The organism is bacterium (assembly GCA_021159335.1).
Taxonomy (GTDB): domain Bacteria; phylum UBP14; class UBA6098; order B30-G16; family B30-G16; genus JAGGRZ01.
The window spans coordinates 1-17,039 of record JAGGRZ010000008.1; the positions used below are offsets into that span (position 1 = coordinate 1).

Here is a 17,039-nt window from a genome sequence, read left to right on the forward strand (position 1 = left end):
ACTGCGCAAGAGCCAAACCAACGAAAACAAACAACACCAACGCTTTACCTTTCATTATTCCCCCCTTTGTTTTGTTTATTAAATTATATTTATTTCGTAATCTTTGTCAAGCCTAAAAATGAAAATTTTTGGATTTTTTATTCTTAACAACAATAATGCCAAATCTCTTTTCCCTTGCTTTTACGGGCACTTTCGACTTTATTTTTATCATGAAAGCATTAAACGAAAACTGCGGCATATTCGGTGTTATAGGGCACCCCGAGGCAGCCAAGATGACCTACCTTGGCTTGTATGCTCTCCAGCATCGCGGGCAGGAAAGCGCGGGGATAGTCACCACTGACGGCAGAAAAATGTATGAACGCAAAGGTCTCGGGCTCGTCTCCGATGTTTTTCCCGATGAGCGAGCACTGGCACCGTTGGTCGGCGACGCAGCCATAGGACACAACAGATATTCGACAACAGGGACAACAAACATCATAAACGCCCAGCCGTTTCTTATACGATTTCGAGGAGGGTACATAGCCGCTGCGCACAACGGAAATCTCGTTAACGCTCAAATACTTCGCCAGCATATGGAGAGGGAGGGCTCTATTTTCAGAACCTCTACCGACACAGAGGTTATATTTCACCTTATGGCGCACTCCAAATACAGCGAGATACCCGATATGATATCGCATGCTCTAAAGCGGGTAAGAGGAGCGTTTTCATTGCTGTTTCTGACACCCGAGATGCTGGTCGCGGTAAAAGACCCTCATTCCTTCAGACCGCTGGTAATGGGCAAAAAAGATGGTGCTTGGTTTTTCGCCTCGGAAACCTGCGCGTTTGACCTTATAGGAGCTGAATTCATTCGTTGCCTTGAACCCGGCGAGATGGTGGTGGTGCCCGCTGGCGGCGAACCAGAATCGCTTTATCCGTGGGGACGAATACCGCTCGAGAAAGCCTCAGGATGCATATTCGAGTTCATCTATTTTTCCCGCCCGGACTCGATAGTTTTCGGCGCACCGGTGGATAAAATAAGACGCAGAATGGGACATCAACTCGCAAGGGAGCACCCAGTTGACGCCGATGTCGTTATATCAGTTCCGGACTCCTCGAACACGGCTGCGCTTGGTTTCGCGAACGAATCGGGAATACCTTTCGACTTGGGGCTTATAAGGAATCATTACATAGGGCGAACATTCATACAGCCCCAGCAGAAAATAAGGGAATTCTCCGTCAGGCTGAAATTCAACACCGTAAGAGGCGTTATAGATGGCAAGCGGGTTGTCGTGGTCGACGACTCTATCGTGCGTGGCACCACAAGCAGACAGCTGGTAAGAATGATCCGTGAGGCGGGCGCGAAGGAAGTTCATGTTAGGATAGCATCACCAAGAATAGTTAATCCATGCTTCTACGGCGTTGATACACCCGATAAAAAACAGCTTATAGCAGCAAACAAGTCAGTCGAGGAAATAAGACAATTCATAGGCGCCGATTCCCTCGGCTATCTTTCCATCGAGGGCATGCTTTCCATAAAAGGGCTTCCCAAGATGGGCTTCTGCACAGCATGTTTCGGGACAAAATACCCTGTCCTTATTGAGGATGAAGCGATGAAGTACAAAATGGAGTAAGTAAGGTCATGAACTGTCAACTCCAGCACTTCGGGAAAGGCCAATCCCAAAAGTACCCTTGGAATAAGATTATTTAAATTCTCGCAGCCACAGCCTCAGCCATTTCGATGGTGGAATTATTTCCGCCCATGTCGTATGTTCGCACCTTGCCCTCAGCTATAACCTGCGCTACCGCGTTCTCTATTGCTTTCGCCTTATCGTGCTCACCAAGCCACTCAAGCATAAGCCGCGCCGCAAGAATCATAGCAGTAGGGTTTACTTTATACTGTCCAGCATATTTTGGTGCGCTTCCGTGGGTGGGTTCAAACAATGCATAGTTATCACCTATATTTCCGCTTGAAGCGAATCCCAGTCCGCCCACAAGCTGTGCCGCCAAATCAGATATTATATCGCCGAACATATTCGAGGAAACTAAGACATCGTAGTTCTGCGGATTCTTAACGAGCCACATTGCCATGGCGTCAACATTGGTTTCCCACAATTCCACTGGCTCATACTCAGGTGCTATCGCACGCGCTATCTCAACCATCATGCCGGATGTCTCGCGGATAACATTGGGTTTCTCAACCACCGTGACTGACTTTTTGCCGTTTTTCTTTGCGTAATCGAACGCAGCCCTAAGAATCCTTTCGCAGCCCTTCTTGGTGAATATTCGGCACGATATAGCCATCTCATCGCTGGGAACCTGGTCGAACTTTGCCATGTTGGGCGAATGTTTTGCAAGCGCTGACCTTACCTCATCGGGTACCGGACGAAACTCAACGCCTGCGTAAAGTCCCTCTGTATTCTCCCTGAAAATAACTAAATCTATGTCATCCCTGTAGTTAAGCGGGTTTCCCTTGAATGCCTTGCAGGGGCGAAGGTTTATGTAAAGGTCAAACATCTGCCTTATCCTCACTATAGGCGAGCGATAAACAAGCCCCTTACCTTGAAGTTCAGGTATAAGCTCTTTTTCGGCTTCTTGCTTCGGCTTTGATGTTATGGCACCGAAAAGACAGGCGTCGGTGGAGCGAAGAAGTTCTATAGTGCGCTGCGGCAGAGGGTCGCCCTCTTTGCACCAGAATTCCCATCCGACATCCCCATAAATGTACTCAGCATCAAGCCCAACCTTATCCAATACTATCATCGCGGCATCCATGACATCCTTGCCAACGCCATCCCCGGGCAATACTGCTATTCTATACTTTGCCATAAGACCTCCCCATATTTTGTTTTACCACCACATAACGACGCCTGCAAAAGCAGCGCCTATTTTCTCAACTTTGTGTTCAGCGCTAACAACGCTCAAATCTTTGATTTTACAACCTCTTATTTCTATCGCCCGTCTTGCCATAAGCCTTACAACCCTTTCAGCATCCTCACGATGGCACTTAGCAGCATACTCCATTACCACGCCGGGCATATCGGGGTCATCAGGAATAGCAGCAGCTACAGCGGCAGCAATAATCTCCCCAGGTATGTCGGATGTTATGCTCGCGTATGCCACAGGTACAAGAGAACCAAAAGGAATGGGCACAGGTTCAATCTTGGTCGAGCCTGGCGCAATAATAGAGGATACTTTAATAAGATTTGTGTTGCCTATACCCGCGGCCATCAAAGCCGCATCGAAGGCATTAAGCGGCGTTATATCATCTGCATCGCCGCTAACAAGAAAATATTTGTTGGGTCTTGGAACCATGATTTCGCTCATCTTGCGGATGCGGTTCTGGTTTGTGGTTTGTGGACGAGTTCTCGCTCCAAGTCAAATATCCCTCGTCTTAGCTCCATGGCGGAACTGCTTTCTGCACCGAGCTCCCGCTCAAGATACTTAAAAGCAACCCACGGGTCAATAGAATCTCCGCAGGTGAAAATATCCACTGCAGCATAGCCATACTCGGGCCATGTGTGAATTGATATGTGAGATTCTGCGATAACGACTATTCCGGAAACCCCATATGGCGAGAAATGATGGAATGTTGAGTTAACTATTGTAGCGTTTGATTTTAGCGCCGCATTGCGGAGTATCCTTTTAATGAGTTCAGTATCATCAAGAATATCAGGGTTACACCCATAGAATTCCGCAAGGATCTGCCTTCCGAGCGCCTGCACCATTTTACCTGCTCCTTTCTTGCTGTTTTATCTATTCTAACTAACCAAGCACTCGCAAACCCCGCAATGCTACCACCTTTATGTATTTAATACTCACCCATGTTCTCACCCCCCTCAAAAACGAGGGAGGAACTTAAATAATCAACAACAAAAAATAAAATTTTCTATGAATTTTGCGCAACAATTTTTTAATTTCGGACTTGTAAAAATTAATCTTTAAAATATCTTGTCAACGCAAAAATTTAATAAATTAACCAGAACAACACAAAGGAGAGAAAATGATAAAGTACGAACAAATTCAGCGGCTGGTAAGGTACACCTCGACCCAGTTCCCTATAACATCCCTTCACCTTAATACGGATGGTGCCAAACGCACGCCCAAAGAAATAGTAATAATATTCAAAGAATTAGTTAATCAAAAGAAGAAGGAGCTTGGCAAACTGGGATACACAACGAAACAGATTCAATCCGTCGAAAGGGATTTGAAAACACTTACTGAATTGATAACCGAGCGCTATGTTATGCGAAAGTTTAAGGGAGTCTCGGTTTTCGTTTCAACGGGCAACGATTTTTACGAGGTGTTCGAGCTTCCGCGCGCACCGCGAGATGTTCTAGTAGTCGACTTTGACCCATACATAAGGCCCCTAATAGCGATACTCGAGGAATACAGCCGTTACGGCGTACTTTTGGTGGACAAAGCAAAAGCCCAGTTTTTCGAGATATTCGCAGGTGAAATAGAGGAACACGCCCAGATGGAAACTGAACTGCCCAGAGTAACAGCCAGAGTCCCGGGATTCGCCTCAGGAAAAGAGGTGGTGCCCATACCACACCATGGGGGAAGACGTGGCCCTGGTGGTGGGCAATACGGATTCGATGAAAGGCGCATAGAAAGACGACTCGAAAAAAGATTTTACGAACACCTGCAGCGGGTTAACGAGTATGTTTTCAAGGTATTTATGCGCGATAGGTTCGACTACCTCATAATAGGAACCCACGCTGAGCTGCGTTATGATGTCGAAAGCATGTTGCATTCCTACCTCAAGCGAAAGCTCGTTGGTTGGCTACCCTATGGTCCAGAGGCTACCGTAAAGAAGGTTCTTGAAGATGCGAGCAAAATTATAAAACGTGTTACAGAGGAAACATGGGCTAAAATGGTCGATGAGCTTATATCCGAAGTAAGCAAGGATGGCCTGGCTGTCGTGGGGCTTGAGGACACAGTAAAAGCAGTCAACTACAGCGCCGCAAGAACAATATTAGTCGATGAGAACTTTAAGAAAGAAGGGTTTATCTGTCCCAAGTGCGGATTCTTATCTGTCGAGATGAGAAGGTGCGAATTCTGCGACGAAGAGCTAATCCCTATAGTCGATATAGTCGATGAACTCGTTGAAACCGCTATAACGCACGGCACCGAAATTCACCATATAGAGGGCAACGAAAAACTTGCGCAAAATGGTTACATAGGTGCATTTCTAAGATTCAAAATTTAATGGGACAAAAAGGAGGGAGCATGCACATAATGGATATCTTTTGGCTTTTTCTGATATTTTCTGCCCTCTGGCCCATGTTCCAGCGGCGAATTCTTGAGGGGCAGCGGATGGCTATCCTTCGAAAGTTCGAGCAGAAGCGGAAAAGCCGCGTTATAGCAATGATTCACCGCCAGGAAACCATGACTTTGCTTGGGATTCCTATATTCAGATACATAAACATCGAGGATTCGGAACAGGTTCTAAGAGCCATACGCATAACGGACCCAGATGTTCCTATAGACCTCATACTTCACACCCCTGGCGGATTGGTTCTTGCTACTGAGCAGATAGCGCATGCTCTTGCCCAACATCCAGCCAAGGTAACCGTGTTCATACCACATTACGCCATGTCCGGCGGGACTATGATAGCGCTCGCCGCCGACGAGATAGTAATGGACGCTAATGCCGTGCTGGGACCTCTCGACCCACAACTGGGGGATAAACCCGCGGTCTCGGTGCTTAAAGTAGCCGAGAAAAAAGGAAACGAAGCAGACGATGAAACATTGATCCTGGCCGATATGGCTGAGAAGGCGATAGCGCAAATTCAAGAGTTTATAAAGAACATTCTCTCGGACAAATACGACGAGGAGAAATGCGATAGGCTTGCCAAAGAACTCACAAGCGGCAAGTGGACCCACGACTATCCCCTTACAGTGGACCATCTGCGCGAGATGGGCATCGAAGTCTCTACTGATATGCCAGAGGAAGTTTACGCGCTCATGGAGCTTCATCCACAACCACCGGGAAGAAGACCATCGGTGGAGTATGTGCCCATAAGGTACGGCAAGGGCGGATAAATACTTCCTAAAAATTAAGCTGTTGCGTAAAAAAGTTTTTCATGTATTTTTGAATTAGTAAATAAAATCTTTTATTTTGCTTGACTGAATTGGTAAGAATTATAAATTTAGCGTTCTTTGGGTAAAATTCACAAAAGGAGGTTGAATGAAATTATCGACAAGGCTTCGTTATGGTACAAGAGCTATTTTGGAACTTGCTAAGTCGTCAAGCGGTAAGCCGGTGCCGATACAATGGATAGCGTCGAAGCAAAACATATCACCGTCGTATCTGGAACAGCTTCTTGCGAGACTCAGGAAAGCGGGGATAGTAAAAAGTTTAAAAGGACCCGGAGGAGGATACACTCTTGCTAAAAAGCCGGAGCAGATAAGCCTTCTGGACATAGAGCTTGCTTTGGAGGGTAATCTTTCGATAGTAAAATGTCTTGACGATTTGTCCTATTGCGATAATATCGACTATTGCATCGCGAGGACGGTATGGGAGAAGATGAGGGACATGCTCGTTGAGTTCCTTGAGAAGCAGACGATAGCGGACATTCTTGAAAAGGAGAAAGAGCTTCTTAAGAACAAGAAGAACATGAGGCCAAGGCGAGTAAGGCGGCGGAAGTAGAGCGCGAGTAAGCAAAATCTTTATTATGGAAAAAATTCTGGAAATAAACGCTTTGCCAGAGGGTCAGAGCGTAAGGAAATTTTTGTTTAAGCCTGAAGAGCTTGAACTTAAATTATTCGGAGCCGAATTCAACGAACCTGTGCTTTTCGAGCTGACATGCATAAGGACTGGTTTTGAGATAACATGCATGGGGTGGGTAACGACAAAAGTCAGGCTTCAGTGCGTGAGATGTCTCGAAATGTTTGAATACGAGCTAAAAGAGGCGGTTAATTTCATGGCAAGGCTTTCGCTTGGAGCACCAGAGCAGGTTGACCTGTGGGACGAGGACATGGTTCATGTGGACCGTCACAAGGGAGTTCTAAACATAGCGCCAAGAATTCATGATGCCGTGCTTCTTGGTATACCGAATTATCCTCTTTGTTCAGAGGATTGTAAAGGGCTTTGCCCTGTGTGCGGTGCTAATCTTAATGTTACTACATGCGAACACATAAACTCTTTGGGGCAAAACGACAAAAGCCCGGACCCAAGGTGGGAGAAACTCGCTGCTCTTCTTAAGAAAACAAATAAATCTTCGTAGCCCGAATAATCAAATCAGGAGGATAACATGGCTGTTCCTAAAAAAAGGCAATCGAACACCAGAACGAGAAAGCGAAGGACACACTACAAAATACAAGCGGTAAACTATGTTGAATGTCCCAATTGCCACGAGCCAAAACTTCCTCATAGAGTGTGCCCTCACTGCGGATACTACGATGGGATGCCCATAATCTCAACCAAGAAAAAGGAGAAGTAACCACGGTATCCATAGGCGATGACATATTAAGAAGAGCCGCCGAGATAGCAAGAAAATCGGGAAAAGCCGACGAAATGGTTACCGTTGCGGTGGACGCCGCCGGCGGTGATAAGGGGATGCTTGTCAACATCGAAGCTGCATATAGGGCGATAAAGCGGGTGCCAAAGCTTAAAATAGTGCTTGTCGGTCATCAGGCTAAAATAAGGGAACACCTTACGCAACTGAATGTACCCAGTGACAGAGTAGAAATAGTCCACGCGGAAAAGACTGTTGAGATGGGAAGCTCAGCCATAGAGGCTGCCAGAGACAGCGAAACATCGATAGCCAAAGGAGTTGAACTCATAAGGCAACGCCAAGCCGATGCGTTCATAAGCGTAGGACACACGGGTGCAGTGGCTGCGTCGGCTGTTTTAAGACTCGGGATGCTTAGTGGAATCGAGCGCCCCGGAATACTCGCTCTTTTCCCTACCATGGGCGGACATCAAATCGCAGTAATAGATGTCGGCGCTACTACAGATTGCAAACCGCACAATCTCGTCCAGTTCGCAGTCATCGGGTCGGAATATGTAAAACACCTTCTTGGTTATGAAAATCCCAAAATAGGACTTCTATCCATAGGCGAGGAACCATCGAAGGGCAACGCAGTCGTCAAAAAAGCGCACGCTATACTGAAGGAATTCGCGGAAACGCTTGGAATAAATTTCGTCGGAAACATTGAGGGCAGGGACATACTTTCCGGGTGTGTGGATGTTCTGGTCTGCGATGGATTCGTTGGTAACATTCTTCTCAAATATACCGAGAGCATATATTCTATCGTTAGGCAACTCATGCACAAAGGGCGAAGGATATCAATCCTTTCGCTTATAGGTTTCGCGTTCCTATACCCAGCTATAAGAAGAACATTACGAAATTACAACTATGCCGAATATGGCGGGGCACCTCTTTTGGGCGTTGATGGAAACATTATTGTAGGTCATGGGCTCAGCTCATCGAAAGCTATCCAAAACGCCATAATAATGGCATACGAGATGGCATTGGTTAATCTTCCATTAGAACTAAGAAAGGCAGCCAAAAAACTGGAGGTTCTTAACATTGAGGTCAAAAATTCTCGGCACAGGGTCAAAGTTACCTGAGGGTATGTTATCCAACGCTGATCTCGAGAAGATCATTGACACATCTGATGAATGGATAAAGACGAGAAGCGGGGTAAGCTATCGCAGGCTTAGTGACAAAAACACTCCTACTTCCGAACTGGCATACGAAGCATCCAAAAGGGCGCTTGAGATGGCAGGCATAGATGCCGAGGAACTCGATGCGATACTGGTTGGCACAGTAACACCTGACCACGCTTTCCCATCCACTGCGTGCATACTACAGCACAAACTTGGCGCGAGGAAAGTTTTGGCATACGACTTTTCCGCTGGTTGCACAGGATTTATTTACGGGCTCAAGCAGGCAGACGCAATGATAAGGTCGGGTTATGCAAGGTATGTTCTCATTGTAGGAGTCGAAGAACTAACGAAAATATTAAATTGGACCGACAGAGGAACATGCTTTCTTTTTGGCGATGGTGCTGGTGCAGCGGTTGTTGGACCATCCGATGACAATAGCGGCATCAAGGCTATCTACACAGCATCAGATGGTTCACTGGGATACCTTCTATATCAGCCAGCTGGTGGCACAGTAAAACCTGCCTCATTAAAAACAGCAGCAAACCTCGAGCACACCATCGTCATGTACGGTAATGAGGTGTTCAAGCACGCAGTTCGTCAGATGGAGGAAGCCGCGCTAAAAGGACTTGAGCTATCCGGACTATCCATGGACGAACTCGACTGGCTAATCCCCCACCAAGCGAACATAAGAATAATCGACTTCCTTGCGAGGCGGCTTAAGTTGCCCATGGAAAAAGTAGTCGTAACCATCGACAAATACGGAAACACCTCCGCAGCGTCCATCCCGATATCACTTGACGAAGCCGTTCGAGATGGCAGGATAAAAAGCGGACAAAATGTTTTGATGGTCGCCTTCGGAGCGGGATTCACCTGGGGAAGCGTCATGGTGACCATGTAGCCCTAATTTGTTACTAAAAAAGCGTGTCACAATGCTACATCACGAAAAAACTGTGTTCATAATAAGAATTTTCCCCGCAATAATCATTTTTGCGATTACCTCCCAGCTTTTGGCGATAAAATGCGGCACTATTGACGGCATAAATTACTTCTACGCGGGCGAGGTGATAGCAACTCCTGTGCTGCCTTACTCATTCGGAACCGAGCACTTCAAAATCTGGTATGATACGACGGGTTACAATTCAGTTTTTCCGGGTGATATCGACGATGACAATATTCCCGATTATGTCGAATCAACGGCAGTTTATCTTGAACATGTGTGGGGAATACTCATGGATTCGCTGAAATACCGGGAGCCCATACCCGATTCAACGGGCTTTACGGACCCGGACAGCTTCGGCGGCGACGAAAGAGTAGATGTTTACCTCGCAAAACTGTCGGACGGAATGTACGGGATGACCTACCCGAGGAAAATTTTCACAGTTGGAAGAAGTCAAAAAGCATCGGCTTACATCACTATAAATTGCGATTTAACAAGCATTGAGCGATACAAAGACAACCCCTTTCCAGCACTAAGGGTAACATGCGCCCACGAGTTTTTCCATGTAGTTCAATTCGCATACAGGTTTCCATCAGATGCTATCAACTTTGGCTGGTGGCTTGAGGCTACAGCGGTTTTTGACGAGGAATTCGTTTACGACGATGTTAACGACTATTATCAATACATCCCCGGTTTTCAGGATAATCCGCGCTTGCCGCTATTCTACTATCCATCATCGGAACCGAGCGCAGTTTACGGTGCTGTTTTGTTCCCTATTTTCCTTGAGGAGCTATTGTCACCACCTGGGGTGCGTTTTACCGGTGAGATAGTGAAACGAAGCTGGGAATACTGTGAGACAGAGACGCCAGCTTACGCGGTCCGCGACATAGCCGAAGAGCATGGAAAAACATTCGCCGACATAATTCAGCTTTTTCAGTTATGGCGAGTTAGAGTGGGCAGCAACTGGCACGAAGGGTATTTTTACGAGGGGAGAAACTATCCGCCTCCCAAAACTGACACACTTTATTTCAGGGACAGTTTAATAAGAATCGACGACTCGCTTCAATCTCTTTCCATGAGCTATTATACACTTGCCTATGCACCTTTTGAATATGGCGTAGTTGCTAATCTAAGATTAATTGACTTTTCAAGCGGCTGGTTAATGCTGCTTCCTGTTGAGCTTCCGGGCGATACCCCAAACGATGCTTTGTTCGCGGCTCCCGGTCACAATGTTGCGGTTGCCGGAAGATGGCAATACAAGGAAATAATAATTTCGCCCACGATACTCAGCACAGCTACAAACGGAGCGCTGAAAATAACCGTGAGGCGAACCGATTCACTATCCGTCCCGATGTCCTGGACTGCAAAAATAGGCAAACCTTTCCCAAACCCATGCCGGGGCGACAATATTACTTTCCGCGTTGAACTCACAAGACCTACAAAAGTATCCCTAAAAATCTTCGATTCGTCAGGCGAATTTGTTTGGGAACACAACGAGCACATAACCATTCCCGGGAAAATCAAAATTTTCTGGAGATGCGAAAACCATTTAGGACAAAAAGTAGCGCCCGGCGTCTATATTTACACAATAAGTGCTGGAGAACAAAAAGGCAGCGGCAAAATACTTATAATAAAATAACACAAAAATTATGTTGAAGTTGACATCCTGCCTTCTTTCACAAAAGCTATTGACATAGATTTTCAAAAATTTAATTATTAGAGTAAGATGCGGGCGTAGCTCAGGTGGTAGAGCATCAGCTTCCCAAGCTGGTGGCCGCGGGTTCGAGTCCCGTCGCCCGCTTTTAAAAAGCTCTAATTCCAAATAGCGTGAAAGGGGGCATGTATGAAGTTATTTGACTTCGCTTCTTCCGAAACCACACTTGCCCGCGAAATAAGGGGTGGGGTGATAACATTCATGACGATGGCGTACATAATCTTCGTTCAGCCAGCAATGCTTTCACATGCAGGGATGGATTTTGGCGCTATAACATTTGCTACCTGTATTTCTGCGGCTTTCGCAACGATAATGATGGGGCTCTACGCAAACCTTCCTATAGCACTTGCACCAGGGATGGGCGAGAATGCCTTTTTCACATTCACCGTGGTTCTTGGGATGGGCATGGTCTGGCAATCAGCTCTGGGCGCAGTTTTCATAGCGGGTATAATATTCTTGCTTCTTTCCATATTCAAAGTAAGAAGAGCTATTCTAAACGCTATCCCTGACACAATGCGTTATGCTACTGCAGGGGGCATAGGACTCTTCATAGCATTTCTGGGACTCATCCAGGGTGGACTTGTTACTAAAAGTGAGGGCGGAGTTCTTCAAATAGGAAACTTACACTCACCAGTAGCACTTATTGCAATACTCGGCTTAATCGTAATGATGATACTCTACATCAAGAAAGTTCCAGGAGCTATATTTTTCGGTATCGTTATATCGGCTCTTGTGGCGCTCGCGGTAGGTCTCATCAAATATGAAGGGATTCTTTCGCTTCCTCCTGATTATAAGCCAACATTCCTTAAATTTGCATTTCACGACATCGGTCGTCCATCTTTTTGGCTCGCGGTATTCATATTCCTTTACATGGACTTGTTCGATACCATTGGAACACTTTTAGCTGTTGCGTATGCTGGAAATCTCGTTACACCGGATGGAGAGGTAAAAAATGTCAAGCGTGCTATGGTCACGGACGCGACCGGGACGGTTGTCGGCGCTATGTTCGGCACATCGACGGTAACGAGCTATATAGAGTCCACCACTGGGATAGCAGCCGGCGCCCGAACTGGTTTCGCAGCGGTTATAGTAGCACTTTTATTCATAATATCCATGTTTTTCTATCCCATAATAAAAGCTATAGGCGGTGGCATAACAGTTGGCGGAACGAAATTCTATCCCATAACCGCACCGGCGCTTATTATGGTTGGTATCCTTATGGCAAAAACGATAAAAGAAATAGAATGGGAAAAGTTCTGGCTTGCCATACCGTCATTCCTCACGCTTATCGGGATACCGCTAACATTTTCCATAGCCGATGGTATGGCACTGGGATTTATTGCCTACCCTATCTGTGCAGTCGCTGCTGGGAAAGGCGAAAAAGTAAGCACAACCATGTGGATTATTGCTGGGGCATTCGTCCTCAGGTATGTTCTTTTCAAAGGTTAACATGAGCGAATGGGAAGAAATACCGAAGTATCCCACATGCTTCGTCTGCGGAGAAAGAAACCCCATAGGGCTTAACATGACATTTTATGGAAGGGGTTCAGAGGTTGAGGCTGAGTTCATTGCAAAGCCTGAATACTGTGGCTACGAGGGAATAGTCCACGGCGGGATAATTACCGCGGTGCTTGATGAAGGCATGGGCTGGACAGGATGGATGGTGTTCGGAAAGTATTATCTGACGATGGAGCTTAAAGTCCGATTCCGCGCACCAGTCCGACCAAATGTGAGATACAAATTCAAAGGTGAAATGACCAAGCATCGCGGAAAAATATTTTTCGCAAGAGGCAGTTTAATAGACCCTGATGGCGCTGTTGTCGCTGATGGAGAAGGAAAATACTACATTGTTGAAAATATATAAATGCTAATATTTTACGTAAAAAATTTTGTATAGGCTTTCATGGGTCTTAACCACATAGACCCCATTGGGAATGTTAAGATGGGCGAAATCGACGGTTCTCCCGATAATATTCCGCCTGTAAACAAGTTCTCCTCTAAGGTTATATATCTCTACTTGCCCGGGACTTCTATTGAAATTTAACACACCAGTTGTTGGATTCGGATACACTGTCAAAAACTTTCCATCATCATTTCCCGACTCGAAAATTTCTGATGGCGTAAGCGTCATCTCATAAAGACTGTCAAAAGTTACCTCGATGATGCCGTCATCAACAGTATCGGGTCGAATAATGTGCAACCTAATTGTTCCATCCTCTTCAAGCTCAAGCATAAGCATGTGATACATCGCGCCGCCGTAAGGGGCTCTGTAAATCCACGGATTAAGTGGACCTCCAGCACCGCCGGTTATTATGTAGTGAACCGCACCATAAGCCGTATCATTCGGAGTGTAGTTGTCATAGCAGTGAAGGTGCCCAGCGAAACATGCCAAAACATTGTGGTCCCTGAGAATACGGGTAAACTGTTTCGTCAACGATTCATCTCTTGGGGGTGAATAACCCCAACCACCGACGCAACCAAGGTCATATGGAAAATGACCGCGCAGGTATGGCGGCACATGGACGAAAACGATGGCGAACCCGCTCCACGAGGACAACACTGAATCGAGCCACGAAAGCTGCTCATGGGTAAATTTATAGTAAACATTCTCCCCCAGCGATACAGGCGCAGGCGCAGGATAACAGTCTGTAAGCGCCACAAATCGGTAATTCCCCACATCGAAGAAGAAATCGGGCGAACCGAAAAGCCTCTCGAACCTATACCATCCGAGGGAGTCGTCTATCTCGTGGTTGCCCATGACAGTTATCCACGGAACCGGGAGTGTGTCTATAACGGCAAGATACCTTGCGTAGCCGCCTGAGTCGCCGCCAGCTGCATGGTCTCCGGTCGTCATAACGAAAAGCAAGCTTTCCGAGATGGCACAAATCTGACTGACCAAAGCTAAAAAAATTCGGTTTACATTGGCATTATCGCCCAAAACGATAATTTTTATGGGGTATGTGCCGTCCCATCTTGCTACAGCACGGCTTATCGATACTGAATTAGGATGGTTCTGTGCGATAATTACTGAAAAAATTGTTGCAAAAACAAGCACAAAACTTTTCATATCATCAATTCCTATTGAAAAAACTTCTTTATAAGATATAATAAGATAATAATGAATCAAGTTTTCGTTCATTGACAATTGGGGGCGATGGGCTTCGACGGTGAGGCGTTGAGGCTGGTAGGTGCAGGGCGGCCTGTGGCAAGCCGTAAAACTGTCACAGCACCAATAGGTGCGAACAGCTATGCACTCGCTGCCTAATTGAGCAGCGCCCTCCGCAGTTCCGGGTGCTCCTGCGGGGCTGCAATGGAGGGTCGGCACAGGAGCTGCGCTGGTCGGGGCGCCTCAGCCTGACCAGCTAAGACCTACTGAGGCTGGCTCGGTGGGTTGCCTGTCCGGTGGCGGCTCACCGGGCGAGATAAAAAACCGGACTAACCCTGTAGAGCCACCAGCCGAAACTCACCGGACGCGGGTTCGATTCCCGCCGCCTCCAAATTATTTTAGGATTTCGCTAGAATACTTTGATCAAAAGATAATAATGTAACTAGCGTGAAAAATATAAAGAGCTCATAAAGCTTGCATGACTTACTTCCTTTTACTTTCACATAAACCATATGCGATGTTCCACTGCCTCTGTCTGATGTTCTAAATCTAAGCTTTACTATGTTTTTATTCAATAGTTGCTGATCTTGCGATTTCACTATTTCCAGTATCGGTTTGGGGATAGGGTCACAATCTAAATTCTCTCCAATTCTTATACTCTCCACATAAGGCATTCTCAATACTGACTCGAACAACTTTCTATCATCGCCGTTCTTAATATCGTCCAGTTTATTTACTGTGGTTCCCCAAATAGTTCCGTGTGTTCTTGAAATATCAATTTTTTTACTATAAATAGTCTCATCATTCAAAAGAAAATCAGGCGGAACAAAATATTTTAGTTGCTCCCAATTGTTTTTTATTTCATATAAAGGAGCGAGAGACTTTTCTAATAATCTCTTCTCTTTTCTCAGTTTCTTCCTTTCGTCTTTTAATTGTTCAACTTTCTTATTTAGCTTATCAAATTCTTTTCTTTTGCCTTCCAGTGGAAAAACTTCGCTTTTCAGTTCTTTTTTCCTTTCCTTTAATGAATCTATTTCTTCAATTAGGCGTACCTTATTCATAGTCAATGAATCAACCTTCTCATCCAAGTCATCTTTTTGTTCTTGTAATGATTCAACTTCTTTCTCAAGCTTTTTCTTTTTAGCCTCCAATAAAGCTATATCCGTTTTTAACTGTTCTTCTTCATTGTTCACTTCTTGTTGGGGAACTAATCCAGACTCTACCGCATCAGCTTCTGTTTCGCGAGGCTTATCAATATACTTAATCATTGAATCACGAAGTTCTTTTAGCCTCAATTCTAAAATTTTAACATTTTTATCCAAACTTCTATACTCGTCCCTCTTTTGTTGAATCTTCTTTTCGTATTCCTTACATTCCTTTAAAAGATTCCTTTTCTGAATTCTTAATTTGAAAATTTGACTAGACAATTCGTTCAGTTCATCCACAGAAGAATTTTCAACCTTCAAATTCTCGGGACTTTTTCTTTCTCTCGATTGAACCTTAACGGGCTGAACACCAACAACTCTATCCTCATCCTTAGGAATACTATCGGTCTTCTCTTTCTCTTTTTCCTCAATAGTAGAAGTCAGAGCATTTTTCCTATCAATATACACTCGCAATTCATTTTCGATTTCATCCGCATGTTTGATAGCATCAAAACGAGGTTCGTAATTTTTCAGAGTTTCATTCATTGCAGATATAGAATGTTTATAAACGAACAATGTGAAAGACCACAACAATGCCCAGCCTATAAGATACGCTATTTCAGCGTATGCAGACCTTATCAGTGGAACCTTACTGTGGACTGATGAATAGTAGACTGTTGCAAAAAAGAACATCATTAAAAACCATAATATGTTGAATACATGGCTTAAATTCCTTGCTTTGAATCCCTTTAATTTCTCGAACAAATATTCTTTAACCTTAATTTCAATAGAATAATCTTTTAATTTTTGTATAAGACTCTCAATTCTACCTTCCAATGCTAATTTCAATTTCCTAATTTCGACGATTTCCTTCTCCAAATCTTTAAGGAGGATTCTTTTAGCATCAACTTGTTTATTTATGTAATCCAACTCTTTTTCTACTTCGCTCTTTCTCTCGCGCAAATCGTTATAATTATTGAGTAGGTTCTCAAACTCAATGTTCAAATTCTGCAAATAACTCTCAAGCTCATCTTTCTTCGCACATAGCTTTTTTATCCTTCCTTTTAGAATTGAATATCGCATTTCTATCAAAACGAGATATACCAAAATAATAAAAAAAGCAGCAATCATGATGTAAGCAGCATACTCGGAAGTGGTTAATTTGCTGAAATAAATTTTAGCTAATCAATAAGCTTATATTGCATTAACAACCTCCTTTTTCGTAAATTTATATTAAAAAATTTAAATTCATCAAGCGATTCATTTTGACAATTAAATACATAACATACTTACTCATCGGGCTTTTTTCGGGATTCATGAGCGGAATGTTTGGTATAGGAGGTGGCTCAGTAAGAATCCCACTTCTTAACCTTGCCGGGTTGCCGCTTATTAATGCTTTCGGTATAAATCTTCTGGTTATTCCTTTCTCATCTCTCGTTGGCACCATAAGCCACAAGAAAAATTTAAAATTAAAAATTGGCTTATACATGGTTTTAGGCGGCGCAGCGGGTTCCATATCAGGAGCACTGCTTGTAGGGATAATC

At 44.8% G+C, this 17,039-nt stretch carries 17 protein-coding genes, 1 tRNA gene and 1 other RNA gene; 14 read left to right on the forward strand and 5 right to left on the reverse strand.

Annotation, left to right across the window (positions count from 1 at the left end):
- The first annotated feature begins 209 nt into the window (after positions 1-209).
- The gene (locus J7J62_00290) at positions 210-1,610 is read left to right on the forward strand and encodes an amidophosphoribosyltransferase (GenBank protein ID MCD6123599.1); all 1,401 of its coding nucleotides are present in this window, start codon (positions 210-212) and stop codon (positions 1,608-1,610) included.
- A gap of 73 nt (positions 1,611-1,683) precedes the next feature.
- Here the strand turns inward: J7J62_00290 and J7J62_00295 are convergent, their stop codons facing one another.
- From J7J62_00295 to J7J62_00305, 3 genes are read right to left on the reverse strand one after another with little or no spacing between them, the layout of a single operon-like run.
- On the reverse strand, positions 1,684-2,802 hold the full coding sequence (locus J7J62_00295) for an isocitrate/isopropylmalate dehydrogenase family protein (protein ID MCD6123600.1): 1,119 nt from the start codon (positions 2,800-2,802) through the stop codon (positions 1,684-1,686).
- Between the two features lie 21 nt (positions 2,803-2,823).
- Complete coding sequence (locus J7J62_00300) at positions 2,824-3,300, reverse strand: arginine decarboxylase, pyruvoyl-dependent (GenBank protein MCD6123601.1); 477 nt, start codon at positions 3,298-3,300, stop codon at positions 2,824-2,826.
- Positions 3,297-3,698, reverse strand: a complete 402-nt coding sequence (locus tag J7J62_00305; GenBank protein MCD6123602.1) for an S-adenosylmethionine decarboxylase proenzyme — start codon at positions 3,696-3,698, stop codon at positions 3,297-3,299. The genes J7J62_00300 and J7J62_00305 overlap by 4 nt, the downstream gene beginning before the upstream one ends.
- Before the next feature lie 278 nt (positions 3,699-3,976).
- On the opposite strand from J7J62_00305, the gene J7J62_00310 reads away from it, so the two are divergent.
- The 11 genes from J7J62_00310 to J7J62_00360 all read left to right on the forward strand — a co-directional run bounded on the left by J7J62_00310 (position 3,977) and on the right by J7J62_00360 (position 13,108).
- Positions 3,977-5,185 carry a hypothetical protein gene (locus tag J7J62_00310; GenBank protein ID MCD6123603.1) on the forward strand — a complete coding sequence of 403 codons (1,209 nt, stop codon included), beginning with the start codon at positions 3,977-3,979 and terminating at the stop codon, positions 5,183-5,185.
- 29 nt (positions 5,186-5,214) lie between these two features.
- On the forward strand, positions 5,215-6,021 hold the full coding sequence (locus J7J62_00315) for an ATP-dependent Clp protease proteolytic subunit (protein MCD6123604.1): 807 nt from the start codon (positions 5,215-5,217) through the stop codon (positions 6,019-6,021).
- 145 nt (positions 6,022-6,166) lie between these two features.
- Complete coding sequence (locus J7J62_00320) at positions 6,167-6,628, forward strand: Rrf2 family transcriptional regulator (GenBank protein ID MCD6123605.1); 462 nt, start codon at positions 6,167-6,169, stop codon at positions 6,626-6,628.
- A 25-nt stretch (positions 6,629-6,653) separates the two neighbouring features.
- On the forward strand, positions 6,654-7,205 hold the full coding sequence (locus J7J62_00325; protein ID MCD6123606.1) for a DUF177 domain-containing protein: 552 nt from the start codon (positions 6,654-6,656) through the stop codon (positions 7,203-7,205).
- A gap of 27 nt (positions 7,206-7,232) precedes the next feature.
- On the forward strand, positions 7,233-7,421 hold the full coding sequence (gene rpmF, locus J7J62_00330) for a 50S ribosomal protein L32 (GenBank protein MCD6123607.1): 189 nt from the start codon (positions 7,233-7,235) through the stop codon (positions 7,419-7,421).
- Positions 7,358-8,554, forward strand: coding sequence for a phosphate acyltransferase PlsX (gene plsX, locus J7J62_00335; protein MCD6123608.1), 1,197 nt, complete (start codon positions 7,358-7,360; stop codon positions 8,552-8,554). The genes rpmF and plsX overlap by 64 nt, the downstream gene beginning before the upstream one ends.
- On the forward strand, positions 8,514-9,491 hold the full coding sequence (locus J7J62_00340; GenBank protein ID MCD6123609.1) for a ketoacyl-ACP synthase III: 978 nt from the start codon (positions 8,514-8,516) through the stop codon (positions 9,489-9,491). The genes plsX and J7J62_00340 overlap by 41 nt, the downstream gene beginning before the upstream one ends.
- A gap of 52 nt (positions 9,492-9,543) precedes the next feature.
- The gene (locus J7J62_00345; protein MCD6123610.1) at positions 9,544-11,169 is read left to right on the forward strand and encodes a T9SS type A sorting domain-containing protein; all 1,626 of its coding nucleotides are present in this window, start codon (positions 9,544-9,546) and stop codon (positions 11,167-11,169) included.
- 89 nt (positions 11,170-11,258) lie between these two features.
- Positions 11,259-11,331: transfer RNA gene (locus J7J62_00350), tRNA-Gly, on the forward strand.
- 42 nt (positions 11,332-11,373) lie between these two features.
- Positions 11,374-12,693, forward strand: a complete 1,320-nt coding sequence (locus tag J7J62_00355; protein MCD6123611.1) for an NCS2 family permease — start codon at positions 11,374-11,376, stop codon at positions 12,691-12,693.
- Complete coding sequence (locus J7J62_00360; GenBank protein MCD6123612.1) at positions 12,674-13,108, forward strand: PaaI family thioesterase; 435 nt, start codon at positions 12,674-12,676, stop codon at positions 13,106-13,108. The genes J7J62_00355 and J7J62_00360 overlap by 20 nt, the downstream gene beginning before the upstream one ends.
- Before the next feature lie 3 nt (positions 13,109-13,111).
- Here J7J62_00360 and J7J62_00365 read toward each other — a convergent pair whose 3' ends face one another.
- Entirely contained in the window at positions 13,112-14,383 is a 1,272-nt protein-coding gene (locus J7J62_00365; protein ID MCD6123613.1) for a metallophosphoesterase, read from the reverse strand.
- 8 nt (positions 14,384-14,391) lie between these two features.
- On the opposite strand from J7J62_00365, the gene ssrA reads away from it, so the two are divergent.
- Positions 14,392-14,744, forward strand: a transfer-messenger RNA (tmRNA) gene (gene ssrA / locus J7J62_00370).
- Positions 14,745-14,748: 4 nt separating this feature from the next.
- Here the strand turns inward: ssrA and J7J62_00375 are convergent.
- Positions 14,749-16,458, reverse strand: a complete 1,710-nt coding sequence (locus tag J7J62_00375; GenBank protein ID MCD6123614.1) for a hypothetical protein — start codon at positions 16,456-16,458, stop codon at positions 14,749-14,751.
- A 362-nt stretch (positions 16,459-16,820) separates the two neighbouring features.
- On the opposite strand from J7J62_00375, the gene J7J62_00380 reads away from it, so the two are divergent.
- Positions 16,821-17,039, forward strand: a 219-nt coding sequence (locus J7J62_00380; GenBank protein MCD6123615.1) for a sulfite exporter TauE/SafE family protein, incomplete at its 3' end; no start/stop codon positions are given.